Origin of the sequence: Pseudomonas sp. PARCl1 (assembly GCF_947311875.1) — a bacterium.
GTDB lineage: Bacteria > Pseudomonadota > Gammaproteobacteria > Pseudomonadales > Pseudomonadaceae > Aquipseudomonas > Aquipseudomonas juntendi.
Genome location: NZ_CAMZMX010000012.1, coordinates 55,447 through 79,152, shown reverse-complemented (window position 1 = coordinate 79,152; position 23,706 = coordinate 55,447). Strand labels below are relative to the sequence as shown.

General features: G+C 64.8%; 21 protein-coding genes. 14 read left to right on the top strand and 7 right to left on the bottom strand.

Translation table 11 applies throughout. The features are described 5' to 3' along the window. Nucleotides 1–42 precede the first annotated feature (42 nt). The 3 genes from thrC (at nt 43) to QME24_RS09395 (ending at nt 2,369) form a co-directional block, all read left to right on the top strand. Entirely contained in the window at nt 43–1,452 is a 1,410-nt protein-coding gene (gene thrC, locus QME24_RS09405) for a threonine synthase (RefSeq protein WP_009683448.1), read from the top strand. Between the two features lie 177 nt (nt 1,453–1,629). Further along, on the top strand, nt 1,630–2,019 hold the full coding sequence (locus QME24_RS09400) for a response regulator (RefSeq protein WP_064314733.1): 390 nt from the start codon (nt 1,630–1,632) through the stop codon (nt 2,017–2,019). Between the two features lie 68 nt (nt 2,020–2,087). Continuing rightward, complete coding sequence (locus tag QME24_RS09395; protein ID WP_009683450.1) at nt 2,088–2,369, top strand: DUF3509 domain-containing protein; 282 nt, start codon at nt 2,088–2,090, stop codon at nt 2,367–2,369. A 351-nt stretch (nt 2,370–2,720) separates the two neighbouring features. Here the strand turns inward: QME24_RS09395 and QME24_RS09390 are convergent, their stop codons facing one another. Continuing rightward, complete coding sequence (locus QME24_RS09390; protein ID WP_281690825.1) at nt 2,721–3,596, bottom strand: TIGR02285 family protein; 876 nt, start codon at nt 3,594–3,596, stop codon at nt 2,721–2,723. A 20-nt stretch (nt 3,597–3,616) separates the two neighbouring features. After that, nucleotides 3,617–4,816: a CaiB/BaiF CoA-transferase family protein gene (locus QME24_RS09385; RefSeq protein WP_009683452.1), complete on the bottom strand. Its 1,200-nt coding sequence runs from the start codon at nt 4,814–4,816 to the stop codon at nt 3,617–3,619. 131 nt (nt 4,817–4,947) lie between these two features. Here QME24_RS09385 and QME24_RS09380 point away from each other — a divergent pair, with 131 nt between their 5' ends. The 3 genes from QME24_RS09380 (at nt 4,948) to QME24_RS09370 (ending at nt 8,491) form a co-directional block, all read left to right on the top strand. Continuing rightward, entirely contained in the window at nt 4,948–5,490 is a 543-nt protein-coding gene (locus tag QME24_RS09380) for a YaeQ family protein (protein ID WP_009683453.1), read from the top strand. A gap of 8 nt (nt 5,491–5,498) precedes the next feature. Further along, nucleotides 5,499–7,208, top strand: coding sequence for a single-stranded-DNA-specific exonuclease RecJ (gene recJ, locus QME24_RS09375; RefSeq protein ID WP_029886738.1), 1,710 nt, complete (start codon nt 5,499–5,501; stop codon nt 7,206–7,208). Nucleotides 7,209–7,384: 176 nt separating this feature from the next. After that, the gene (locus QME24_RS09370; protein ID WP_029886739.1) at nt 7,385–8,491 is read left to right on the top strand and encodes an NADH:flavin oxidoreductase/NADH oxidase; all 1,107 of its coding nucleotides are present in this window, start codon (nt 7,385–7,387) and stop codon (nt 8,489–8,491) included. Between the two features lie 193 nt (nt 8,492–8,684). Here QME24_RS09370 and QME24_RS09365 read toward each other — a convergent pair whose 3' ends face one another. From QME24_RS09365 to ydcS, 5 genes are all read right to left on the bottom strand, one after another. Beyond that, nucleotides 8,685–10,109 carry a gamma-aminobutyraldehyde dehydrogenase gene (locus QME24_RS09365; protein ID WP_009683458.1) on the bottom strand — a complete coding sequence of 475 codons (1,425 nt, stop codon included), beginning with the start codon at nt 10,107–10,109 and terminating at the stop codon, nt 8,685–8,687. A 17-nt stretch (nt 10,110–10,126) separates the two neighbouring features. Continuing rightward, nucleotides 10,127–10,933 carry an ABC transporter permease gene (locus QME24_RS09360; protein WP_281690824.1) on the bottom strand — a complete coding sequence of 269 codons (807 nt, stop codon included), beginning with the start codon at nt 10,931–10,933 and terminating at the stop codon, nt 10,127–10,129. Continuing rightward, nucleotides 10,923–11,834 carry an ABC transporter permease gene (locus QME24_RS09355; RefSeq protein WP_009683460.1) on the bottom strand — a complete coding sequence of 304 codons (912 nt, stop codon included), beginning with the start codon at nt 11,832–11,834 and terminating at the stop codon, nt 10,923–10,925. Before QME24_RS09355 ends, QME24_RS09360 begins: the two co-directional genes overlap by 11 nt. Further along, nucleotides 11,831–12,868, bottom strand: coding sequence for an ABC transporter ATP-binding protein (locus tag QME24_RS09350; RefSeq protein ID WP_054881187.1), 1,038 nt, complete (start codon nt 12,866–12,868; stop codon nt 11,831–11,833). Before QME24_RS09350 ends, QME24_RS09355 begins: the two co-directional genes overlap by 4 nt. 102 nt (nt 12,869–12,970) lie before the next feature. Then, a complete protein-coding gene (gene ydcS / locus QME24_RS09345) occupies nt 12,971–14,122 on the bottom strand; it encodes a putative ABC transporter substrate-binding protein YdcS (protein WP_192439725.1) in 1,152 nt (383 codons plus the stop codon). 157 nt (nt 14,123–14,279) lie between these two features. Between ydcS and QME24_RS09340 the strand changes: the two genes are divergently transcribed. From QME24_RS09340 to wspR, 8 genes are all read left to right on the top strand, one after another. After that, a complete protein-coding gene (locus QME24_RS09340) occupies nt 14,280–14,963 on the top strand; it encodes a tellurite resistance TerB family protein (protein WP_029886743.1) in 684 nt (227 codons plus the stop codon). Nucleotides 14,964–15,235: 272 nt separating this feature from the next. Next, nucleotides 15,236–16,858 carry a methyl-accepting chemotaxis protein gene (locus QME24_RS09335; protein WP_029887718.1) on the top strand — a complete coding sequence of 541 codons (1,623 nt, stop codon included), beginning with the start codon at nt 15,236–15,238 and terminating at the stop codon, nt 16,856–16,858. 5 nt (nt 16,859–16,863) lie between these two features. Further along, the gene (locus QME24_RS09330; protein ID WP_054881189.1) at nt 16,864–17,370 is read left to right on the top strand and encodes a chemotaxis protein CheW; all 507 of its coding nucleotides are present in this window, start codon (nt 16,864–16,866) and stop codon (nt 17,368–17,370) included. Then, nucleotides 17,367–18,647 (top strand): CheR family methyltransferase, encoded by a 1,281-nt coding sequence (locus QME24_RS09325; RefSeq protein ID WP_054881190.1) that lies wholly within the window; start codon nt 17,367–17,369, stop codon nt 18,645–18,647. Before QME24_RS09330 ends, QME24_RS09325 begins: the two co-directional genes overlap by 4 nt. Then, on the top strand, nt 18,644–19,309 hold the full coding sequence (locus tag QME24_RS09320; protein ID WP_029887715.1) for a chemotaxis protein CheW: 666 nt from the start codon (nt 18,644–18,646) through the stop codon (nt 19,307–19,309). Before QME24_RS09325 ends, QME24_RS09320 begins: the two co-directional genes overlap by 4 nt. Next, nucleotides 19,306–21,636: a hybrid sensor histidine kinase/response regulator gene (locus QME24_RS09315; protein WP_281690823.1), complete on the top strand. Its 2,331-nt coding sequence runs from the start codon at nt 19,306–19,308 to the stop codon at nt 21,634–21,636. Before QME24_RS09320 ends, QME24_RS09315 begins: the two co-directional genes overlap by 4 nt. Then, entirely contained in the window at nt 21,633–22,646 is a 1,014-nt protein-coding gene (locus QME24_RS09310) for a chemotaxis response regulator protein-glutamate methylesterase (RefSeq protein WP_054881192.1), read from the top strand. Before QME24_RS09315 ends, QME24_RS09310 begins: the two co-directional genes overlap by 4 nt. 51 nt (nt 22,647–22,697) lie before the next feature. Continuing rightward, nucleotides 22,698–23,702 carry a Wsp signal transduction system regulator diguanylate cyclase WspR gene (wspR, locus tag QME24_RS09305; protein ID WP_029888047.1) on the top strand — a complete coding sequence of 335 codons (1,005 nt, stop codon included), beginning with the start codon at nt 22,698–22,700 and terminating at the stop codon, nt 23,700–23,702. The last annotated feature ends 4 nt before the right edge of the window (nt 23,703–23,706 follow it).

Sequence of the window (23,706 nt, the reverse complement as noted above, 5' to 3'; positions counted from 1 at the left end):
TTGCCGCTCGCAGCTTGCCGCTCAAATCAAAGGTTTGCACCCATGCGCTATATCAGTACCCGCGGCCAGGCACCGGCCCTGAATTTCGAAGACGTGCTGCTGGCTGGCCTGGCCAGTGACGGCGGCCTGTATGTGCCGGAAAACCTGCCACGTTTCACCCAGGAAGAAATCGCTTCGTGGGCCGGCCTGCCGTACCACGAACTGGCCTTCCGGGTCATGCGCCCGTTCGTTGAAGGCAGCATCGCCGACGCCGACTTCAAGAAGATCCTCGAAGAAACCTACGGCGAGTTCGCCCACGCAGCGGTGGCCCCGCTGCGCCAGCTGAACAGCAACGAATGGGTACTCGAGCTGTTCCACGGCCCAACCCTGGCGTTCAAGGACTTTGCCTTGCAACTGCTCGGGCGCCTGCTCGACCACGTGCTGGCCAAGCGCAACGAGCGCGTGGTGATCATCGGCGCCACCAGTGGTGACACCGGCTCCGCGGCCATCGAAGGCTGCCGCCGTTGCGACAACGTCGACATCTTCATCCTGCACCCGCACCAGCGCGTGTCGGAAGTACAGCGCCGGCAGATGACCACCATTTTCGGTGACAACATCCACAACATCGCCATCGAAGGCAACTTCGACGATTGCCAGGAAATGGTCAAGGCCAGCTTCGCCGACCAGTCGTTCCTCAAGGGCACCCGCCTGGTGGCCGTGAACTCGATCAACTGGGCGCGCATCATGGCCCAGATCGTCTACTACTTCCATGCCGCCCTGCAGTTGGGTGGGCCGTCGCGTTCCGTGGCGTTCTCGGTGCCGACCGGCAACTTTGGCGACATTTTTGCCGGCTACCTGGCGCGCAACATGGGCCTGCCGGTCAGCCAGCTGATCGTGGCCACCAACCGCAACGACATCCTGCACCGCTTCATGAGCGGCAACCAGTACGTCAAGGAAACCCTGCACGCCACCTTGTCGCCGTCGATGGACATCATGGTGTCGTCCAACTTCGAGCGCCTGCTGTTCGACCTGCACGGCCGCAACGGTGGCGCAATTGCCGAACTGATGGCCAACTTCAAGCAGGGTGGCGGCTTCAGCGTCGAGCAGGACCGCTGGACCGAAGCCCGCAAGCTGTTCGATTCGTTGGCCGTCAGCGACGAGCAGACCTGCGAGACCATCGCCGAGGTGTTCGCTGCCACTGGCGAGGTCCTCGACCCGCACACCGCGATCGGCGTCAAGGCCGCCCGTGAGTGCCGCCGCAACCTGGACACGCCGATGGTTGTGCTGGGTACCGCGCACCCGGTCAAGTTCCCTGAAGCGGTAGAAAAGGCCGGTGTGGGCAAGGCACTCGAGCTGCCGGCGCACCTCAGCGACCTGTTCAGCCGTGAGGAGCGTTGCACGGTGCTGGCCAATGACCTGAAAGCGGTACAGGGCTTTGTCAGCCAGCATGGCAACCGTGGCAAGCCATTGTAACGGGTGTGCCTGGGGCTGCTGCGCAGCCCCGTCGCGATACAAGGCCGCTCCTGCAGGCAACCGCGTTGGCTTCAGCTGACGCGGTATAGCCAGTTCCCGCAGCTTAATCAGAATCATCCTATTCAGGCGGCATTCACCAGCGCCTAAATTAGCCGGTCCTCCCATCAGGAGCGGCTCATGCACCAGACCGTCGTGTTGATTCATCAGGCACGCCCATCGCACCAGATCCTGCTGCACCAGGCCCTCAACGCGCAAGGCGTGTTCGCTGTGCGCATCAGCGCGACCACCGCTGAACTGGATGCCCGCCTTGGCGCCGAACGCCGCCCAGACCTGCTGATTCTCGACCATGCCGTGCCAACCAGGGCCGGCCGTGCCCTGCTCGCACGGCTGGCCCAGGCCCGTGCCCTGTTGTTCGTCGGCCAGCCTGCGCCGCAGCGTTTCGACCTGGCCCAAGAGGCGCGCAAGCAAGGCCTGTGGGTACTCGCCGAGCTGCCCTGGCCGTTGTCGATGCCGCGCCTGCAGCGCGCCCTGCAGTCGCTGCAGGCGCGGCATCGACAACGGCCATAGCAAGGCGAACTTTCCGCTGTGCCCGCGGGTCAGTTGCTCTATATCCCACCACGCAGCGAGTGAACCGGATGGAAAGAATCTGCAGCCTGCTCAACGATGCACTGAGCCCTTATCAGACCCACCTCGGCGTTGCCGATGCCAACGGTAATCGCCAGCTCACGGTTCAAGGCGGCCTCACGGGGGTGACCTTGCAGCGCACTGTCAGTGAGCGCCAGTTACAGGAACACCGCCTGTTGATCGACCTGGTGGATGGTTTGCACCGTGACCTGCAGATAGCCGAGGGGCGGCTGCAGCCTTGCGTGATCGCTGCGCTGCAACAACGCCAGCAACCGCAGGGAACCTTTGCCTAAAGGATTCATCTGACACAGTAGGGGCAGCCAGCCAGCGCTTTGCTCCGGCGCTGGCAAAGCTGCCACGGGAAGTCCTCAAGGGCTTTCGCTTGACCCCGGGCGTCCTTCCCCAGCGCCCGGGGTTTCTTTTTTCTGGGTTCTCAACCGGCCCTGTCGCGCCGCTGACTCAATTCGTAAGCGCGACGCGGCCTGTGTGGGAGCGGGCGTGCCCGCGAACACCGGCGTAGCCGGTGCCAGCCACCGCGCTGGATTTTTCGCGGGCATGCCCGCTCCCGCACAGTCCCCGCTAAATCAATAAGTTATGCATTTTTCTCTGGGAGCTGGCTCGCCGGCGATAGCCGGTGTAGGCGTTTAATGGGCTTCGAAGAAACGCTTGCTTTCTTCCAGGTAGTTTCTGCGTGAGACCGGATCCAGCCAGTGGGCATACAGCCCAGGCAGCACGTCCCGTCGCAACGCAAGCAGCAACTGGTCGATATGCGCCACTGCAGCGCGCCCCAGTTCGCTGTCCGAGCACCCCACGTGCAGAAACTGGTAGCGCTCCACCCCCTGCACTGGATAAAACTGATAATCGGCCAGCGCGGCGCCTTGCTGCTGGATCAGGTAACGCACCTCAGGCCAGTAGCCGAGCACCAGGCGCAGGCGCCCCAACTGCTGCATCTGCAGCAGGTTGGCGGTGGCTTCGTTACCGTAATGGCGCCTGAGCACAGTGTCTGGCAGCTGGCGCAAAATGCTGTCGATCTGCAGGCCATAACTGCGTTCGGCAACCACCCCGAGTTTCAGTGCGGTTTTGCTCAGCAGGCCATGCAGGTCTACCTGCTGGCCCTGCAGATAGGGGGCCACCAGTGCCTGGCTTTCCTTGCGGCCCACCAGGCCGCCACTGAGCACGCCCAGGGAGGGCAGGGAGAACTGCACATATTCCTCACGTTGGGGTGTCAACAGCAGCGTCGGGTCGCAGCTGAAGGTGTTGCGGTCCTGCAGCATCTGGATTCCGCGGGCACGGTTGACGCGCTGGATGGTGTGGTCGTACTCGGGCATCTGCGCAATCAACAGGGGCAGCAGTTGGTCGATTACCCCTCGGCCTTGCTCCGGGCCGTCGAAAATGGTGAATGGCGGCAGGTCACGCACCAGCCAGAACAGGCGTTCCTTGGCACTGGCAGGGTGCAGCAGCAATGCGGCCATCAGCCCGCAAAGCAGGACCAGCGGGCGTAGGCGGCGGGCGGCGCGCATGCGGCCGGGCTGCGCCTGGTTCAGACCGTGCCTGCGGCGCGCAGGCTGGCGATCGCCGCCGCGTCATAGCCAAGGCTGGCCAGCAGTGCCTCGGTGTGCTCGCCAAGGGCCGGGCCCACCCATTCGCTGGAACCTGGGGTTTCCGACAGCTTGGGCACGATGCCAGGCATCTTGAATGGCTTGCCGTCGGGCAGCTTGGCCTGGAGGAACATTTCCCGAGCCAGGTACTGCGGGTCGCTGAACATGTCCTCGGCGGAGTAGATCCGGCTGGCCGGGACCTCGGCGGCGGTCAGCACCTGCATCAGCGTTTCCAGCGGCAGGCTGTTGGCCCAGCGGTCGATCACCCCGTACAGTTCATCCCGGCGAAGGTCGCGGCCATCGTTGCTGGCCAGGCTTGGGTCGTCAGCCAGGTCGGCACGCCCGATGGCCTGCATGAAGCGCTTGAAGATTGCATCGCCGTTGGCGCCGATCTGTACATGCTTGCCGTCGGCGCTGGTGTGGATGGAGGAGGGGGTAATGCCGGGCATGATGTTGCCGGTGCGTTCACGGATAAAACCGAATACATCGAATTCCGGGACCATGCTTTCCATCATGGCGAAGATGGCTTCGTACAGCGCTACGTCCACCACCTGGCCCTGGCCGCCGTTGACCTCCCTGTGGCGCAGCGCCATCAGCGCACCGATAACGCCCCACAAGGCGGCGATCGAGTCGCCGATCGAAATGCCGGTGCGCACCGGTGGCCGGTCGTCGAAGCCGGTGATGTAGCGCAGGCCGCCCATCGACTCGCCTACGGCACCAAAACCTGGTTGGTCCTTCATTGGCCCGGTCTGGCCAAAGCCCGACAGGCGCACCATGACCAGCCCAGGGTTGAGCGCATGCAGCACATCCCAGCCCAGGCCAAGCTTTTCGAGCACGCCCGGGCGGAAGTTCTCGATCAGGATGTCGGCGTCGGCCAGCAGCCTTTGCAATACCTCGCGGCCTTCAGGGTGCTTCAGGTTGAGGGTCAGCGACTGCTTGTTGCGCGCCTGCACGAACCACCACAGGGAGGTGCCTTCGTACAGCTTGCGCCACTTGCGCAGCGGGTCGCCGCCATCGGGCGACTCGACCTTGACCACCTCGGCACCGAATTCGGCGCAGATGCGCGAGGCGAATGGCCCGGCGATCAGTGTGCCGAGTTCGACAACTTTGAGGCCGGCGAGGGGTTTGCTGGGCGTCGACATGGGGCATCCGTGGCAGTTGGGCAGAGCGGTGGTTTTATCACACGGCGGTTGCGCCGGGTACTGCTGCGGCGCATGGCGAGTGCGGATGGGTTAGACTGTGCGACTTTTCTTTTGCACGAAGCCCGTCGACCATGGCCCAGCCGTCCACCACCTACAAGTTCGAACTGAATCTCACCGATCTTGACCGTAACGTCTACCAAAGCGTCAAGCAGACCATCGCGCGCCACCCTTCGGAAACCGAAGAGCGCATGGCGGTGCGGTTGTTGGCCTACGCGCTCTGGTACAACGAGAACCTGTCGTTCGGCCGTGGCCTGTCGGATGTAGATGAGCCGGCACTGTGGGAAAAGAGCCTGGACGACCGCGTGCTGCACTGGATCGAAGTGGGCCAACCCGATGCCGAGCGCCTGACCTGGTGCTCGCGGCGCACCGAACGCACCAGCCTGCTGGCCTATGGCAGCCTGCGTGTGTGGGAAGGCAAGGTGGTCAGCGCGGTCAAGAACCTCAAGAACCTGAACATCGCCGCAGTGCCGCAGGAGGTGCTGGAAACCCTGGCCGCCGACATGCCGCGCGCCATCAAGTGGGATGTGATGATCAGCGAAGGTACGGTCTTCGTTACCGACGACCGTGGCCAGCACGAAGTGCAACTGCAGTGGCTACTGGGTGAGCGTGGCTGAAGCAACCCATGCGTATCGAACCTCGCCCCCTGCCTGCGACCCTGCCTTTTCTGGGTAACCTGCCACCCTTGCTAACCCGTTTGTATGCCGCACGCGGCGTGCAAAGCGAGGCCGAACTGGACAAAAGCCTTGCGCGGCTGCTGCCCTACCAGCAGCTCAAGGGCATCGAGGCCGGCGTCGACCTGCTGGTCGCTGCCATAGACCAGCGCCAGCGCATTCTCATTGTCGGCGACTTCGACGCCGACGGTGCCACCGCAAGTACGGTTGGGGTGCTGGGCTTGCGTTTGTTGGGGGCAGCCCATGTCGATTACCTGGTGCCCAACCGTTTTGAATACGGTTACGGCCTGACCCCGGAAATCGTCGAAGTTGCCCTGCAGCGCCAGCCGCAGTTGCTGATTACCGTGGACAACGGCATTTCCAGCGTCGACGGGGTGGCCGCTGCCAAGGCCGCTGGGCTGAAAGTGCTGGTGACCGACCATCACTTGCCAGGCGAACAACTGCCCGATGCCGACGCCATCATCAACCCCAACCAGCCGGGTTGCAGCTTCCCGAGCAAGGCGCTGGCCGGGGTCGGTGTCATCTTCTATGTGCTGATGGCCCTGCGCGCGCGGTTGCGCAGCCTGGGCCGCTACGCGACACAACCCCAGCCGAACATCGGTGAACTGCTCGACCTGGTCGCCCTGGGCAGCGTGGCCGATGTGGTGCCGCTGGATGCCAACAACCGCATCCTCGTGCACCAGGGCCTGGAGCGCATCCGTGCCGGCCGTGCCCGCCCGGGCTTGAAGGCCATTCTTGAGGTGGCCCGCCGCGATCACCGGCGCATCACCTCCACCGACCTGGGTTTCATTCTTGGCCCACGCCTGAATGCAGCCGGGCGCCTGGACGACATGAGCCTGGGCATCGAATGCCTGCTGTGCGAAGACCCGGCGCTGGCCCAGGACATGGCGCAGCAACTGGATGACCTGAACCAGGACCGCAAGTCCATCGAGCAAGGCATGCAGCGCGAGGCGCTGGCCCAGCTCAAGGACCTGCCGGTCGAGTCGATGCCTTACGGCTTGTGCCTGTTCGATGCCGACTGGCACCAGGGCGTGATCGGTATTCTGGCGTCGCGGCTGAAGGAGCGTTACCACCGGCCGACCATTGCCTTCGCCGATGCAGGCGCTGGCATGCTGAAGGGCTCGGCGCGTTCTGTGCCAGGGTTCCATATTCGCGATGCGCTGGATGCCGTGGCGGCGCGCCACCCGCAATTGATCAGCAAGTTCGGCGGCCACGCCATGGCCGCTGGCTTGTCGTTGCCAGAGGCAAATTTCCCGGCCTTTGCCGAGGCCTTCGACGAAGAGGTACGGCGCCAGCTGCGTGAAGACGACCTGACCGGGCGCCTGCTGTCCGACGGCAGCCTGGCGGTGGAAGAATTCCACCTCGATCTGGCCAAGGCGCTACGCAATGCCGGGCCATGGGGCCAGCATTTCCCTGAGCCGCTGTTTCATGGCGTGTTCCAGTTGGTGGAGCAGCGCGTGGTGGGCGAGCGGCACTTGAAGGTGGTACTGAAGAGCGAGTGTGGCTCGGTGCGGCTGGATGGCATTGCCTTCGGCATCGACCGCGACGTATGGCCGAACCCGACGGTGCGCTGGGTCGAGTTGGCGTACAAGCTGGATGTGAACGAGTTTCGGGGCAATGAAAGTGTGCAGTTGATGATTGCCCACATGGAACCGCGTTGACCGCAACCCTGTAAGAGCGGCCAGCCACAGGCGTCTGTAAACAACTTGCCCAAAATCCCATGGAACCTTCCCCCCAGGCATTCTGGTCTAGTCTGAAGTATGACCGGACCCAGGCCAGGGACGTGCTATTGAGTGTCCGGGCCGGATCACCATTGGAGTTCTTGGGAGGTGCCCTCATGAGCCTGCTGCTCGAGCCTTACACCCTGCGTCAACTGACGTTGCCCAACCGCATCGCCGTTTCGCCGATGTGCCAGTATTCTGCAGCCGATGGCCTGGCCAACGACTGGCACCTCGTTCACCTGGGCAGCCGCGCAGTGGGTGGCGCGGGCCTGGTGATCACCGAGGCCGTGGCGGTTACCGCCGATGGCCGCATCACCGCCGAAGACCTTGGGTTGTGGGAGGACGCACAGATCGCCCCGCTGCAACGCATCACCCGCTTCATCACCGCCCAGGGCGCCGTGCCCGGCATCCAGCTGGCGCACGCCGGGCGCAAGGCCAGTACCTACCGCCCCTGGCTGGGCAAGCACGGTAGCGTCAAACCCGAGGAGGGTGGCTGGCAGCCGGTGGGGCCCTCGAAGATTGCCTTCGACCCGCAACATACAACGCCACGCGAGCTGACCTTGGGCGACATCCAGGAGGTGGTCGGTGCCTTCGTTGCCTCGGCCGAGCGCGCGTTGCAGGCCGGCTTCAAAGTGCTCGAGGTTCACGCCGCCCATGGCTACCTGCTGCACCAGTTCCTGTCACCGCTGAGCAACCAGCGGCGTGACGAATACGGCAGTTGCTTCGAAAACCGCATCCGCCTGACCCTGCAGGTGGTGGAAGCGGTGCGTAAGGTATGGCCTGCCGAATTGCCCCTGTTCGTGCGGGTATCGGCAACCGATTGGGTGGAAGACGGCTGGAACCCGGATGAAACCGTCGAACTGGCCCGGCGCCTGCGTAACCTGGGCGTCGATTTGATCGACGTGTCCTCTGGCGGCACTTCGGTCAACGCCGAAATACCCACCGGCCCCGGCTACCAGACCCGTTTCGCCGAGCGCGTGCGCAAGGAGTCTGAAATTGCCACCGGCACCGTGGGCATGATCACCGAACCTGCGCAGGCCGAGCATATCCTGCGTACCGGCCAGGCCGACCTCATCTTCCTTGCCCGCGAACTGCTGCGCGACCCTTACTGGCCGCTGCATGCCGACGACGACCTGGGCGGTAACAAGGCCACCTGGCCGGCGCAGTACCAGCGCGCTACCAGCCGGGCCAACCCGATTCATGAGTCGGATCTGCGCGACTGATTCTGAAGGCGCGGCCTTGTGGGAGCGGGCGTGCCCGCGAACACCGGCGCAGCCGGTGCCAGACACCGCGTCGCCTGCTTCGCGAGCAAGCCCGCTCCCACAATGAATCGCGCAGGCTTTTCACATTTTGGGAAAGACAGTTGCTCCTACCTTGAACGCGGTTGAGCGGACCCAGCGTGACCGAGCATGATAATCAATGCTTGATCATCACATGCCGCACACAGGTGTAGTCCTCCAGCCCATACATCGACATGTCCTTGCCATACCCCGAGTGTTTCTGCCCGCCATGGGGCATTTCACTGACCAGCATGAAATGGGTGTTCACCCAGGTGCAGCCATATTGCAGGCGTGCGGCCAGGCGGTGGGCGCGGCCGGTGTCGCGGGTCCAGACCGAGGAGGCCAGGCCATAGTTGGAGTCGTTGGCCCATTCCAGCGCCTGCGCTTCGTCGCTGAAACGGGTTACCGACACCACCGGGCCGAACACTTCGTTGCGCACGATCTCATCATCCTGCAGGGCGTCGGCCAGCACCGTCGGCTCGAAAAAGTACCCGTCGCCTTCGATTGCCTTGCCACCGGTCACCAGGCGAATGTGCGGCTGGGCGACGGCACGCTGTACCAGGCCGGCGACCTTGTCGCGGTGCTGGGCGCTGATCAGCGGCCCCAGCTCGGTGCCCTCGGCCTCCTGCAGGCCGGGCTTGATGCTGGCTACCGCTTCCCCCAGGCGCTCGACGAAGCGCTCATAGATACCGGCCTGCACATACAGGCGGCAAGCCGCCGTGCAGTCCTGGCCGGCGTTGTAGAAACCGAAGGTGCGAATACCCTCGATCGCGGCATCGATGTCGGCATCATCGAACACCAGGACTGGCGCCTTGCCGCCCAGCTCCATGTGCATGCGCTTCACGCTGTCGGCGGTGGCGCTGATGATATGGGCGCCGGTGGGGATCGAGCCTGTCAGCGACACCATGCGGACCTTGGGGTGCGTAACCAGTGGGTTGCCGACCGTCTGGCCACGGCCAAACAGAATGTTGAGCACCCCGGCCGGCAGCAGGTCCTTGGCCAGTTCCCCCAGGCGCAAGGCGGTCAACGGGGTCAGCTCGGAGGGTTTGATCACTACCGTGTTGCCGGCCGCCAGGGCCGGGGCGATCTTCCAGGCCAGCATCATCAGTGGGTAGTTCCACGGTGCAATCGAGGCCACCACGCCCAAGGGGTCGCGACGGATCATCGACGTGTGGCCCGGCAGGTATTCACCTGCCGCCGAGCCGCCCAGGCAGCGCGCCGCACCGGCGAAAAAACGAAACACGTCGGCAATCGCCGGAATTTCGTCGTTGCGCGCGGCACTCAAGGGTTTGCCGCAGTTCTGCGATTCCAGCCGAGCCAGTTCATCGCCATGCGCCTCAATGGCGTCTGCCAGGTTCAACAACGCCTGGGCGCGGTCCTTGGGGCTGGTTTGCGACCAGCTGTCGAACGCATGGTCAGCGGCACGCACGGCGCTGTCCACCTGGGCTTCGCTGGCTTCGTTGATCTGCGCCAGGGCGGTGCCCAGCGCCGGGTCGAGCACGGTCCAGGTCGGGCCTTGGCCGGCGACCAGTTGGCCATTGATCAGCATCTGCGTTTGCATCGGGTACTCCTCCAGGGTCATTTGCCACTGCCCGCAACGCTGTCGCCGCCACGGGTCAGGTAATAGGCGCCAAGGATCGGCAGCATGGTCACCAACATCACCAGCATGGCTACCACATTGGTCACCGGCACGTCGCGCGGCCGGCTGAGCTGGTTGAGTAGCCAGATCGGCAGGGTGCGTTCGTGGCCGGCGGTGAAGGTCGTGACAATGATCTCATCGAACGACAGGGCAAAGGCCAGCATACCGCCGGCCAGCAGTGCCGAGCCGAGGTTGGGCAGGATGATGTAGCGAAAGGTCTGCCAGCCATCGGCACCCAGGTCCATGGAGGCCTCGATCAGGCTGTGCGAGGTGCGCCGCAGGCGGGCGATCACATTGTTGTAGACGATCACCACGCAGAATGTGGCATGGCCGACCACGATGGTGAACACCCCGGGCTCCACGCCCAAGGTCTTGAACGCCGAGAGCAGGGCGATGCCGGTGATGATGCCGGGCAGGGCGATGGGCAGGATCAGCATCAGCGATATGGCCTCTTTGCCGAAAAAGCTGCGCCGGTACAGTGCGGCCGATGCCAGTGTGCCGAGCACCAGGGCGATCAGGGTCGCCAGGCAGGCGACCTGCAACGACAGCTTGATCGCGTCTAGCACATCGGTGCGGGCGAAGGCCACGGCAAACCACTTCAGGGTAAACCCCGTGGGCGGGAAGCTGAATGCTGCGTCTTCGGTGTTGAAGGCGTACAGGAAGATGATCAGGATCGGGAAATGCAGGAACAACAGCCCGCCCCAGGCCGCCAGGCGCAACCGTACAGAGGCTTGTTCAGAGTGCATCGAAGGCCCCCAGGCGCTTGACGATCGACAGGTACAGCGCAATCAGCACGATCGGCACCAAGGTAAATGCCGCCGCCATCGGCATGTTGCCGATCGCCCCTTGCTGGGCATAGACCATGCTGCCGATGAAGTAGCCGGGTGGGCCCACCAGCTGCGGCACGATGAAGTCGCCGAGGGTAAGCGAGAAGGTGAAGATCGAGCCAGCGGCGATACCGGGAATCGACAGCGGCAGTATCACCTGCATGAAGGTTTGCCCGGGGCGTGCGCCAAGGTCTGCCGAGGCCTGCAACAGCGACGGCGGCAAGCGCTCCAGCGAGGCCTGGATCGGCAGGATCATGAATGGCAGCCAGATGTACACGAACACCATGAAGCGCCCCAGGTGCGAGGTCGACAGCGTGCTGCCGCCCACGCCCGGCACCGTCAGCACGGCTTGCAGCAGGGCGTCCAAGTGCAGCTGGTGGACGAACCACTGGGCCACCCCACCCTTGGCCAGCAGCAGGGTCCAGGCGTAGGTCTTGACGATGTAGCTGGCCCACATGGGCATCATCACGGCGATATAGAAAAATGCCTTGGTCTTGCCGCGTGTGTAGCGCGCCATGTAGTAGGCGATGGGAAACGCCAGTACCGCGCTGGCCAGTGACACCGCCACCGCCATGCCCAAGGTCCGCAGGATGATGTCGAAGTTCGACGGGTTGAACAGCGCGGCGAAGTTGCCCAGGGTCAGGTCCGGGGTGACCGCCATGGTGAAGTCGTCGAAGGTGTAGAAACCCTGCCACAACAGGTTCAGCAACGAGCCCAGGTAGATGGCGCCGAACCAGGTCAGTGGCGGGATCAGCAGCAGGGCCAGGTACAGGTTGGGGCGCCGGTACAACACATCGGCCAGGCCTCGCAGCGCGCTCATGGCAATGGCCCAGCGCTTTCCTGCAGCACGGTCATCGCCTCGCGCGGCCAGTGCGCCTGCACCCGCTGCCCGGGCTGCCAGGCCTGGGGCTGTGCCTGCCAGCGGTCGTTGGCCTGGGTTACCGCCAACAGTTGGCCATTGTCCAGTTGCAACTCGTACCGGGTGGCGCTGCCCTGGTACTGCACATCGCGCAGCAGGCCGCTGACCTGGACCTCGTGGCTGGTGACCACCGGGTCGCCCAGGCGGATGTGCTCAGGGCGGATGGAAAACGGCGCCGGGTGGCCGTTGAGCGCCCTCGCCAATTCGCCACGCATCACGTTGGACGTGCCGACGAATTCGGCGACGAAGGTGGTGGCGGGTTTCATGTACAGGTTGCGCGGGGTGTCGACCTGTTCGATGCGGCCGCGGTTGAACACCGCGACCCGGTCCGACATCGACAGCGCCTCGGTCTGGTCATGGGTGACGAAGATGAAGGTGATGCCTAGCTGGCGTTGCAGCTTCTTCAGCTCGCCCTGCATCTGTTCGCGCAGCTTGAGGTCCAACGCGCCCAGCGGCTCGTCCAGCAGCAGCACACGGGGCCTGTTGACCAGTGCCCGCGCCAGGGCCACACGCTGGCGCTGGCCACCCGAAAGCTGCGCCGGCTTGCGCGCGCCGTAGCCGGCCAGGGCCACCATGGCCAGGGCTTGCTCGGCACGGCTGTGGCGTTCGGCCTTGGCCACGCCTTTCACTTTCAAGCCATAGGCGATGTTGTCGAGCACGTTCATGTGCGGGAACAACGCGTAGTCCTGGAACACGGTATTGACGTCACGCTGGTAGGGCGGCACGCCGGCAGCTTCCAGGCCGTGTATACGGATCGAGCCGCTGCTTGGCTGCTCGAAGCCGGCGATCAGGCGCAGGCAGGTGGTCTTGCCGGAGCCGGACGGGCCGAGCATGGAGAAGAACTCCCCATCGCTGATGTCGATGCTGACCTGGTCTACGGCCTTGACCTCGCCGAAGCTACGGGAAACCTGGGTGAACTGGACGGCTAGGGGCATACGCGGTTCTCTGTTGTTCTTGTCTTGCCTGTATCGGCCCTGTCCCCGGCAAGCCGGCCCCACAGGGATCACACCACAGGGCCGGAACAGGCGGAAAAACCCTCAGCGCCCACCCATGATGGCAATGTAGTCTTGAGTCCAGCGGCTGTAGGGCACGAACTTGCCACCCTGGGCCTGCGGGGTTTTCCAGAAGGCGATCTTGTCGAAGTTGTCGAAGCCGTTGGTCTTGCAACCCTCGGCGCCGAGCAACTCGCTGCCACTGCAGGCTGCCGGCACCGCGGGCAACGACCCGAACCAGGCGGCCACGTCACCCTGGACCTTCGGCTGCAGCGACCAGTCCATCCATTGGTAGGCGCAGTTGGGGTGCTTGGCATCGGTGTGCAGCATGGTGGTATCGGCCCAGCCGGTAGCGCCCTCCTTGGGGATGGTCGACGCCACGGGCTGGTGCTCGGCCTTCAGGCCATTGACCATGTAGCCCCACGAACTGGAGGCGACCACGCCTTCGTTCTTCACGTCGCTCATCTGCACTGTGGCGTCGTGCCAGTAGCGATGGATCAGCGGTTGCTGCTGGCGCAGCAGTTCGAGCACCGCCTGGTATTGCGTTTCGGTCAGTTCATACGGGTCCTGGATGCCCAGTTCGGGCTTGGCCGACTTCAGGTACAGCGCCGCGTCCGCGATGTAGATCGGCCCGTCATACGCCTGTACGCGGCCTTTGTTCGGCTTGCCATCGGGCAGGTCCTGCGGCACGAACACCACGCCCCAGCTGGTCGGTGCCTGCTTGAACGTGTGGGTGTTGTACAGCAGCACGTTCGGCCCCCACTGGTACGGGGTGCCATAGACCTGTTTATCGACCACATACCAGCCACCGTTCTGCAGGCGCGGGTCGATGTTTTTCCAGTTGGGGATCAAGGCGGTGTTGATCGGTTGCACCCGTTTGCCGGCGATCAGCCGTAACGAGGCATCGCCCGAGGCGGTAACCAGGTCGTAGCCCCCCTTGGCCATCAGGCTGACCATTTCGTCCGAGGTGGCAGCGGTTTTCACGCTGACCTTGCAGCCGGTTTGCTGTTCGAAGCCGGTCACCCAGTCATACGCCTTGTCGCTTTCACCGCGCTCGATGTAGCCGGGCCAGGCGACGATGTCCAGGCGCCCTTCGCCAGGCCCCAGGGCCTTGGGCGGTTCGGCGGCCAGCAGGCCGGTACTGGCCAGCACGGCACAGGTGGTGGCGCCGAGCAATGCGGTCTTGTGCACGGGCATGGGTGTTCCCTCTTGTTGGAGATTGTGGTCGCGGCAGTGGTCGAGTCTAGTTGGCTTTTTGCCAGTCAATGCAACATCCAGAAGCAAATCCGCGCATGGTCCTTTACCGGGCAGGCCTTAATCTGGCGGATGACTTCCCATGCCTGGAGACTTGCACATGAACACCCGTGGCTTGCTGGACCAACTGCTCAAATCTGGCCAGGAGTTGCTGAACAAATCGTCTGCTTCCGGCAAACCCGGCGCTGGCGCCAGCGGGCTTGGCGGCCTGTTGTCCGGGGCCGGTGGTGGCTTGCTGGGCGGTGGCGCACTGGGCGTGCTGCTGGGCAACAAGAAGGCGCGCAAATATGGGGGCAAGGCCCTGACCTATGGTGGCCTCGCGGCACTCGGGGTGCTGGCCTACAAGGCCTACGGCAACTGGCAGGCGCGCCAGCAGGTGGCTGCCAGCGAGCCGCAGACGGTCGACCGCTTGCCGCCGGCCCAGGTCGAGCAGCACAGCCAGGCGGTGTTGCGGGCGCTGGTGGCTGCGGCCAAGTCCGACGGCCATATCGACGAACGCGAACGGGCGTTGATCGAAGGTGAGTTCACCCGCCTGGACAGCGACCGCGAGTTGCAGCATTGGCTGCACGCCGAACTGAACAAGCCGCTGGACCCGGCTGAAGTCGCCCGCGCCGCACAGACGCCCGAGATGGCTGCCGAGATGTACCTGGCCAGCACGATGATGGTCGACCAGGAAAACTTCATGGAGCGCGCCTACCTCGATGAGCTGGCCCGCCAGTTGCGTCTGGACCCGGGTTTGCGCCAGGAGTTAGAGAGCCAGGTGCGCTCAGCCGCAGGCCAGTAAGCGACGCGGTCCTTGTGGGAGCGGCCTTGTGTCGCGAAAGGGCTGCGCAGCAGCCCCAAAGATTTTAGCTTCGCCGCATGAAATGCCGGGGCCGCTGCGCGGCCCTTTCGCGACACAAGGCCGCTCCCACAAACGAAGCGACTTTTCCATGATGGGCTCCGTCCATTAGCGGGGATGCCAGGTTACCCCACATTTCACCCGCAAAAGCGTAAGGCCTCTAGGCTATACTTCGGCGATTTTCCCCGCTCGTTGTGAATTCCTGAGGGCTGAATGTGAAGAACTGGACGTTGCGCCAACGGATCCTGGCAAGTTTCGCCGTGATCATCGCCATCATGCTGCTGATGATCGTGGCCGCCTACTCGCGGTTGGCCGCCATCGAAACCGCCGAAGCCGCCGTAGGTACAGACAGCATTCCCGGGGTCTACTACAGCTCGATGATCCGCAGCGCCTGGGTCGACAGCTACGTCACCAGCCAACAGTTGGTCGGGCTGTCCAACCACCGGGAAATCACCTCGGCCGACATGGAACTGTTCAAGAGTTTCGAAGACCGGCTGAAGCAATTCATGGCCAGTTACCAGAGCACCATCCAGGGCCATGACGACCAGGCCCGCTTCGACAGCTTCGTGCAGCTTGAAGAAAACTACATGAAGATTGTCGGCCAGGTGCTGGATGCCTACCGTCAGCGCAACTACGCCGAAGCCCAGCGCCTGATCAACGACGTACTCACACCCGCCTGGGTCGACGGTCGCAAGCACCTGAACGATGTCATCGAGAACAACCGCGCCTCCGCTGATGCCGCCACCCGCGATATCGTCAGTGCCGTGACCACCGCCAAGGGCAGCATGATCGTCTCGCTGTTGCTGGCCATTGTCGCGGCCGGGGTGTGCGGCCTGTTGCTGATGCGCGCCATCACCGCGCCCATGCAGCGTATCGTCCGAGCCCTCGACAAGCTGCGTTCGGGTGACCTGAGCGTGCGCCTGAGCCTGGAACGCAAGGATGAGTTCGGCGCCATCGAGAGCGGCTTCAACGAAATGGCCGAAGCGCTGGCGAACCTGGTGGCCCAGGCCCAGCGCTCGTCGGTGCAGGTCACCACGTCGGTTACCGAGATCGCCGCCACGTCCAAGCAGCAGCAGGCCACTGCCACCGAAACCGCAGCCACCACCACGGAAATCGGCGCCACCTCGCGGGAAATTGCCGCCACTTCGCGTGACCTGGTGCGCACCATGACTGAAGTCACTTCGGCCGCCGACCAGGCCTCCAGCCTGGCCGGCTCCGGCCAGCAGGGCCTGGCCCGCATGGAAGAGACCATGCACCAGGTGATGGGCGCCGCCGACCTGGTCAACGCCAAGCTGGGCATCCTCAACGAGAAAGCCAGCAACATTACCCAGATGGTCGTGACGATCGTCAAGGTGGCCGACCAGACCAACCTGTTGTCGCTCAACGCCGCGATCGAGGCGGAAAAGGCTGGTGAGTATGGCCGTGGCTTTGCCGTGGTGGCCACCGAGGTGCGGCGCCTGGCCGACCAGACCGCCGTGGCCACTTACGATATCGAGCAGATGGTGCGCGAGATCCAGTCGGCGGTGTCGGCCGGGGTCATGGGCATGGACAAGTTTTCCGAAGAAGTGCGCCGGGGCATGTTCGAAGTGCAGCAGGTCGGCGAGCAACTGAGCCAGATCATTCACCAGGTACAGGCCTTGGCACCGCGCGTGCTGATGGTCAACGAAGGCATGCAGGCCCAGGCCACCGGTGCCGAGCAGATCAACCAGGCGTTGGCCCAGCTCAGTGATGCCAGCACCCAGACCGTCGAGTCGCTGCGCCAGGCCAGCTTTGCCATCGATGAGCTTAGCCAGGTGGCCGCTGGCTTGCGTGGCGGCGTGTCGCGTTTCAAAGTCTGACCGCGATGACCGACACGCAAGCGCCGGCCGCACAGCCGGGCAACGCCAAGGGGGCGCTGTACCTGCAGTTCCGTATCAGGGAACAACGCTTTGCCCTGAGCGTGCACGAGGTGGTCGAAGTGCTGCCACTTCGGCCACTCAAGCCGATTGCCCAGGCGCCAGCCTGGGTGGCGGGTATTCTGGCCCACCGTGGCCTGCTCATACCCGTCATCGACCTGGCCGCGCTCAGCTTCGGCCAGCCGGCGGCGCAGCGCACCAGCACCCGGCTGGTACTGGTGCACTACCGGGCTGGGCTGCAGTTGGGGCTGGTGCTGGAGCAGGCAACCGAGACCCTGCGCTGCCGGCCCGATGAGTTCCAGCCCTACGGTGTAGACACCAGCGAAGCCCCTTACCTGGGGCCGGTGCGGCAGGATGCCTTTGGCATGCTGCAGCGCATCGAAGTCAATGACCTGCTGCCCGACGCCGTGCACGCATTGCTGTACACGCAGGGCCCGACCGGGGGGCCGACATGACCGAACAGCGTTTTTTCCGTTTCTTGCGTGAGCGTATTGGCCTGGATGTGGAGTCTGTCGGCACGCCGATGGTCGAGCGTGCACTGCGCCAGCGCAGCGTAGCGGTGGGCGCTGCCGATCTGGACGACTACTGGCTGCGCCTGCAGCAGTCCGGTGAAGAGCAACAAGCACTGATCGAAGCGGTGATCGTGCCAGAGACCTGGTTCTTCCGGTACCCCGAGTCCTTCACCGCGCTGGCGGCCCTGGCGCACAAGCGCCGTGCCGAACTGGACGGCGCGCGGCCGCTGCGGTTGCTCAGCCTGCCGTGCTCGACGGGCGAGGAGCCCTATTCGCTGGCCATGGCCTTGTTTGATGCCGGTATGGCGCCGGGGGCGTTCCTGGTCGATGGCATGGACATCAGCCCCAGCTCGGTGGCCAAGGCCGGGCAGGCCGTGTATGGCCGCAATGCCTTTCGCGGCAGCGAGCTGGGTTTTCGCGAGCGTTACTTCGATGTGGTCGACGAAGGCCACCGCCTGCACGAGCGGGTACGCCAGCAAGTCAGCCTGCAGGTAGGCAATGTGCTCGACCCGCTGCTGGCCAGCCGCGATGGCCTGTATGACTTCGTGTTCTGTCGCAACCTGCTGATCTACTTCGACGTGCCGACCCAGCAACGCGTCTTCGAAGTGCTCAAGCGCCTGCTGCACCCACAGGGGGTGCTGTTCATCGGTCCGGCCGAGGGCAGCCTGCTGGCGCGCCTGGGCATGCGCCCGCTGGGGATCGCCCAGTCGTTTGCCTACGTACGAGACCCAGGCAGCAGCACGCCTGCGCCTGCGCCGGCGGCAGCGGCAGCACCTGCCAGGCGCAGTTGGCGGGGGCCCGGGCCTGCCGGGTATTCGCAGCCGGCCTTGCCGGAGCCGCGGCCGCAGCGTGCGCTGCCGGTGGTGGCCCGGCCAGCGCCGGCCCGCGAGGCTGCGGGTGAGGGCCCCAGCGAACTGCTGGCCGGCATCGCCCGGCTGGCCAATGCCGGCGCCAGCGCACAGGCTCGCCACGAATGCCAGCGCTACCTGGGCCAGTACCCGCCGGCGGCGCAGGTGTATTACTGGCTGGGGCTGCTCAGCGATACCGAGGGCGACGCACAGCAAGCGCTGACCCACTACCGCAAAGCGCTGTATCTGGAGCCACAACACCCCGAGGCGTTGCTGCACCTGGCGGCCCTGCTTGCGGCCCAGGGTGACCTGGCCGGGGCCCGGCGCCTGCAGGAGCGGGCGGCGCGGGCTGGGCGGGAGTCTGAACGGTGAACGGTGAATCCGCGATGCAACTGCTGGCCGATGACGATGCGCTCATCGACGACTGCTGGAACCGCATTGGTGTACATGGCAACAAGCAATGCCCGCTACTGGAGCGGCACGTGCATTGCCGCAACTGCGAAGTCTACGCCGCTGCGGCTACCCGCCTGCTTGACCGCTATGCATTGGCGCAGGAGCACTCGGCGGCCGAGCGTGAGCCGCTGCAAGAGCACATCGGTCGCTCCATGTTGCTGTTCCGTCTGGGTGAAGAATGGCTGGCGCTGGCGACCGCCTGCCTGGCCGAAATCGCCCCGTTGCAGGCCGTGCATTCGTTGCCGCACCAGCGCTCGCGGGTGTTGCAGGGGGTCGCCAACGTACGTGGGGCGCTGGTGCCATGCCTGTCATTGGCCGACTTGCTGGGGGTTCAGGCGGGTGCTGCCGAGCAGCGCAGCGGCCGGGCGATGCCACGCATGCTGATCCTGGCCAGCGAGGGCGGCCCGGTGGTGGTGGCGGTCGAGGAAATCGACGGCATCCACCGGCTCGACCCGCTGTTGCTGGGCAGTGGCCAGGACGCCACCCGCTATACCGCGGCGGTGCTGCAATGGCGCGGGCGCAGCGTGCGGGTACTGGACGATCAACACTTACTGGCTGCCGTGCAGCGGAGCTTGTCATGACCCCAGAGCAAATGCGCGACGCCTCGTTGCTCGAGCTGTTCAGCCTGGAGGCCGAAGCGCAGACCCAGGTACTCAGCGCCGGCCTGATGGCACTCGAGCGCAACCCTACCCAGGCTGACCAGCTCGAGGCGTGCATGCGCGCGGCCCACTCGCTCAAGGGCGCCGCCCGTATCGTTGGCGTGGACGCGGGCGTCAGCGTCGCGCATGTCATGGAGGATTGCCTGGTAGCCGCCCAGGAGGGGCGCCTGAGGTTGAATGCCGAGCATATCGATGCGCTGTTGCAGGGGACCGACTTGCTGATGCGCATTGCCACACCGGGCGACAGCGCAGCGCAGGCGACCCTGCCGGTGTTTCTTGCGCAGATGACCAGCCTGCTCGACCCAGGCGGCGCCGGCGTGCCGCCGCTGCCCGTGGCGGCAGTGGCCGTATCGCCGTCGTCGCCGTCGGTCAGCCCGCCGCCGGCACCGTTGGTGCTGCCCAGTGAGCTGTCAGAGCCCGACGCCGAGCCTGAGCCTGAGCCCGAGCCCGAGCCCGAGCCAGCGCTGCGGCGCAAGGTGGGCAAGCGCGTCGGCGATGCAGGCGAACGGGTGTTACGGGTCACTGCCGACCGCCTGAACAGCCTGCTCGACCTGTCCAGCAAGTCGCTGGTGGAGACCCAGCGCCTGAAGCCTTACCTGGCCACCCTGCAGCGCCTCAAACGCATGCACGGCCAAGGGATGCAGGCGCTCGACGGCGTGCGCATGCAGCTGGAAGACAGCGGCCAGAACAGTGAAGTGCTCGAAGCCTTGGCGCAAACCCAGCGCCTGCTGGTCGAGACCCAGCAGATCCTGCAACAGCAGGCCGCCGACCTCGATGAGTTCGGCTGGCAGGCCAGTCAGCGTGCGCAGTTGCTGTACGACACGGCCCTGGCCTGCCGCATGCGGCCATTCGCCGATGTGCTGGCCGGGCAGAGTCGCATGGTTCGAGACCTCGGCCGCTCGCTGGGCAAGCCGGTACGGCTGGTGGTGGAGGGCGAAAAAACCCAGGTCGACCGTGATGTGCTGGAAAAGCTTGAAGCGCCATTGACCCACCTGTTGCGCAATGCCGTGGACCACGGCATCGAACTTCCGGAACGGCGCCTGCTGGCGGGCAAGCCAGCGGAAGGGCTGGTGCGCCTGCGTGCCTCGCACCAGGCTGGCATGCTCAGCCTGGAGCTGATCGACGATGGCGCCGGTATCGACCTGGAGCGCCTGCGCGGCAGTATCGTCGAGCGCGCCCTGTCGCCGGCCGACACCGTGGCGCGCATGAGCGAAGCGGAACTGCTGACATTCCTGTTCCTGCCCGGCTTCAGCCTGCGCGACAAGGTGACCGAAGTGTCCGGGCGCGGCGTCGGGCTGGATGCGGTGCAACACATGATTCGCGAACTGCGCGGCTCGATCGAGCTGAGCCAGCAGCCAGGGCAGGGCTGCCGCTTCCATCTGCAGGTGCCGTTGACCCTGTCCGTGGTGCGTAGCCTGGTCGTCGAGGTCGGTGGCGAGGCTTACGCTTTTCCGCTGGCGCATATCGAGCGCACCCTGGACGTCACCGCCGAGCAGATCGTGCAGATCGAAGGCCGCCAGCATTTCTGGCACGAGGGCCGGCACATCGGCCTGGTGGCGGCCAGCCAGTTGCTCAACCGCCCGCTGGGGCAAAGCGACGGCAGCAGCCTGCGGGTCGTGGTGATCCGTGAGCGCGAGCAACTGTACGGTGTGGCCGTGGAGCGCCTGGTAGGCGAACGCGTGCTGGTGGTGATGCCGCTCGACCCACGGCTGGGCAAGGTGCAGGACATTTCTTCGGGTGCCTTGCTCGATGATGGTTCAGTGGTGCTGATCGTCGATGTCGAAGACCTGCTGCGCTCGGTGGATAAACTGCTGAGCACCGGCAGCCTGGAGCGTATCGAACGCGGCAGCGGCGGCACCCGTGGGGTGGCGCACAAACGCATCCTGGTGGTCGACGATTCACTGACCGTGCGCGAGCTGCAGCGCAAGCTGCTCAGCCACCGTGGCTACGACGTGGCGGTAGCGGTAGACGGCATGGACGGCTGGAACGCCTTGCGCAGTGAAGACTTCGATTTGCTGATCACCGATATCGACATGCCCCGCATGGACGGTATCGAACTGGTCACCCTGGTGCGGCGCGACCAGCGCCTGCAAGGCTTGCCAGTGATGGTGGTGTCCTACAAAGACCGTGAGGAAGACCGGCGGCGTGGCCTGGATGCTGGGGCCGACTACTATTTGGCAAAGGCCAGTTTCCACGACGACGCGTTGCTGGATGCTGTGGTGGAACTGATCGGAGGGGCTCAGGGATGAAGATCGCCATCGTCAATGACATGCCCATGGCGGTCGAGGCCCTACGCCGCGCAGTCGCCCTTGAGCCCGCGCACGAGCTGGTGTGGGTGGCCAGCAATGGCGCCGAGGCAGTGCAGCGTTGTACCGAGCAGCTTCCGGACCTGATCCTCATGGACCTGATCATGCCGGTGATGGACGGCGTGGAGGCGACCCGGCGGATCATGGCCGAAACCCCATGTGCCATCGTCGTCGTCACGGTCGACCGCAAGCAGAACGTGCACCGGGTGTTCGAGGCCATGGGCCATGGCGCGCTCGATGTGGTGGACACCCCGGCACTGGGCGCGGGTGATCCCCGCGAAGCGGCGGCCCCGCTGCTGCGCAAGATCCTCAATATCGGCTGGCTGATTGGCCAGCAGCGTGCACCGGTTGCGCGCCCGGTTGAGCTGCCGCTGCGCGAAGCTTCACAGCGTCGCGGCCTGGTGGCGATTGGTTCGTCGGCCGGTGGCCCGGCAGCCCTGGAGGTGTTGCTCAAAGGCTTGCCGCCGGCGTTTCCGGCGGCCATCGTTCTGGTCCAGCATGTGGACCAGGTATTTGCCGCAGGCATGGCCGAGTGGCTCGGCACCGCCGCCAAACGGGAGGTGCGGCTGGCCCGTGAAGGCGAGCCGCCGCAGCCGGGCGTGGTGCTGCTGGCCGGCACCAATCACCATATCCGCCTGCTAAAGAACGGCCAACTGGCCTACACTGCCGAGCCGGTGAATGAAATCTACCGGCCGTCGATCAATGTGTTTTTCGAGAGCGTGGCCCAACACTGGCACGGCGATGCGGTGGGGGTATTGCTCACCGGCATGGGCCGCGACGGTGCCCAAGGCCTGAAGCTGATGCGTCAGCAGGGTTTCCTGACCATTGCCCAGGACCAGGCCACCAGTGCGGTGTACGGCATGCCCAAGGCCGCCGCAGCCATTGATGCTGCCGTGGAAATTCGCCCGCTGGACCACATCGCCGGGCGCTTGACGGAAATTTTTGGAAAATGACGACACGTATTGAATCACGCCGCCACGCCGGTAGTGATCGGGTGACCATGTATGGATGATTTACCGATCGAAGGTTTCGCGACCACCAACGAAAACGCGGCGATGGTACTGCTGGTCGACGATCAGGCCATGATCGGCGAGGCCGTGAGGCGAGGGTTGGCCAACCAGGACAACATCGACTTCCACTTCTGTGCCGACCCCCACCAGGCGGTGGCCCAGGCCATGCGCATCAAGCCCACGGTCATCCTTCAGGACCTGATCATGCCGGGCCTGGATGGCTTGACCCTGGTGCGTGAGTACCGCAACAACCCGGCGACCCAGGACATTCCGATCATCGTGCTCTCCACCAAGGAAGACCCTCTGGTCAAGAGTGCGGCGTTTGCGGCCGGGGCCAATGATTACCTGGTCAAGCTGCCGGACACCATCGAACTGGTGGCGCGCATTCGCTACCACTCGCGTTCCTACCTGACCCTGCTGCAGCGCGACGAGGCCTACCGCGCCCTGCGCGTCAGCCAGCAGCAGCTGCTGGATTCAAACCTGATGCTGCAGCGGCTGATGAACTCCGATGGCCTGACCGGGCTGTCCAACCGCCGGCACTTCGACGAATACCTGGAACTGGAGTGGCGCCGGGCCATGCGCGAGCAGCAACAACTGTCGCTGCTGATGATCGACGTGGACTACTTCAAGGCCTTCAACGACAGCTTCGGCCACCTGGCCGGTGACGAGGCGCTGCGCCAGGTGGCCGAGTCGATCCGCGGCTCGTGCTCGCGGCCCAGTGACCTGCCCGCGCGTTACGGCGGCGAGGAATTCGCCCTGGTGCTGCCCAACACCTCGCCTGGCGGGGCACGGCTGGTGGCCGAAAAGCTGCGCCAGACCGTGCATGGCCTGGGGATCCCGCACACTGCACCGGCGGCTGATGCGTTTCTGACCGTGAGCATTGGCCTGGCCACCCAGACCCCGAGTATCGGCAGCCATTGCCGGCAACTGATCTCGGCGGCCGACAAGGGCCTGTACCTGGCCAAGAATGGCGGGCGCAACCAGGTCGGCATTGCCTGACGCG

Bases quoted from the DNA above. Each gene is read 5' to 3' on its own strand.
- QME24_RS09315 (WP_281690823.1), top strand. From the start codon at position 19,306: ATGACCCCAGAGCAAATGCGCGACGCCTCGTTGCTCGAGCTGTTCAGC.
- recJ (WP_029886738.1), top strand. From the start codon at position 5,499: ATGCGTATCGAACCTCGCCCCCTGCCTGCGACCCTGCCTTTTCTGGGT.
- ydcS (WP_192439725.1), bottom strand. From the start codon at position 14,122: ATGCCCGTGCACAAGACCGCATTGCTCGGCGCCACCACCTGTGCCGTG.
- QME24_RS09360 (WP_281690824.1), bottom strand. From the start codon at position 10,933: ATGCACTCTGAACAAGCCTCTGTACGGTTGCGCCTGGCGGCCTGGGGC.
- QME24_RS09310 (WP_054881192.1), top strand. From the start codon at position 21,633: ATGAAGATCGCCATCGTCAATGACATGCCCATGGCGGTCGAGGCCCTA.
- QME24_RS09390 (WP_281690825.1), bottom strand. From the start codon at position 3,596: ATGCGCGCCGCCCGCCGCCTACGCCCGCTGGTCCTGCTTTGCGGGCTG.
- QME24_RS09355 (WP_009683460.1), bottom strand. From the start codon at position 11,834: ATGAGCGCGCTGCGAGGCCTGGCCGATGTGTTGTACCGGCGCCCCAAC.
- QME24_RS09400 (WP_064314733.1), top strand. From the start codon at position 1,630: ATGCACCAGACCGTCGTGTTGATTCATCAGGCACGCCCATCGCACCAG.
- QME24_RS09370 (WP_029886739.1), top strand. From the start codon at position 7,385: ATGAGCCTGCTGCTCGAGCCTTACACCCTGCGTCAACTGACGTTGCCC.
- QME24_RS09385 (WP_009683452.1), bottom strand. From the start codon at position 4,816: ATGTCGACGCCCAGCAAACCCCTCGCCGGCCTCAAAGTTGTCGAACTC.
- QME24_RS09330 (WP_054881189.1), top strand. From the start codon at position 16,864: ATGACCGACACGCAAGCGCCGGCCGCACAGCCGGGCAACGCCAAGGGG.
- QME24_RS09325 (WP_054881190.1), top strand. From the start codon at position 17,367: ATGACCGAACAGCGTTTTTTCCGTTTCTTGCGTGAGCGTATTGGCCTG.
- thrC (WP_009683448.1), top strand. From the start codon at position 43: ATGCGCTATATCAGTACCCGCGGCCAGGCACCGGCCCTGAATTTCGAA.
- QME24_RS09350 (WP_054881187.1), bottom strand. From the start codon at position 12,868: ATGCCCCTAGCCGTCCAGTTCACCCAGGTTTCCCGTAGCTTCGGCGAG.
- QME24_RS09380 (WP_009683453.1), top strand. From the start codon at position 4,948: ATGGCCCAGCCGTCCACCACCTACAAGTTCGAACTGAATCTCACCGAT.
- QME24_RS09365 (WP_009683458.1), bottom strand. From the start codon at position 10,109: ATGCAAACGCAGATGCTGATCAATGGCCAACTGGTCGCCGGCCAAGGC.
- wspR (WP_029888047.1), top strand. From the start codon at position 22,698: ATGGATGATTTACCGATCGAAGGTTTCGCGACCACCAACGAAAACGCG.
- QME24_RS09340 (WP_029886743.1), top strand. From the start codon at position 14,280: ATGAACACCCGTGGCTTGCTGGACCAACTGCTCAAATCTGGCCAGGAG.
- QME24_RS09395 (WP_009683450.1), top strand. From the start codon at position 2,088: ATGGAAAGAATCTGCAGCCTGCTCAACGATGCACTGAGCCCTTATCAG.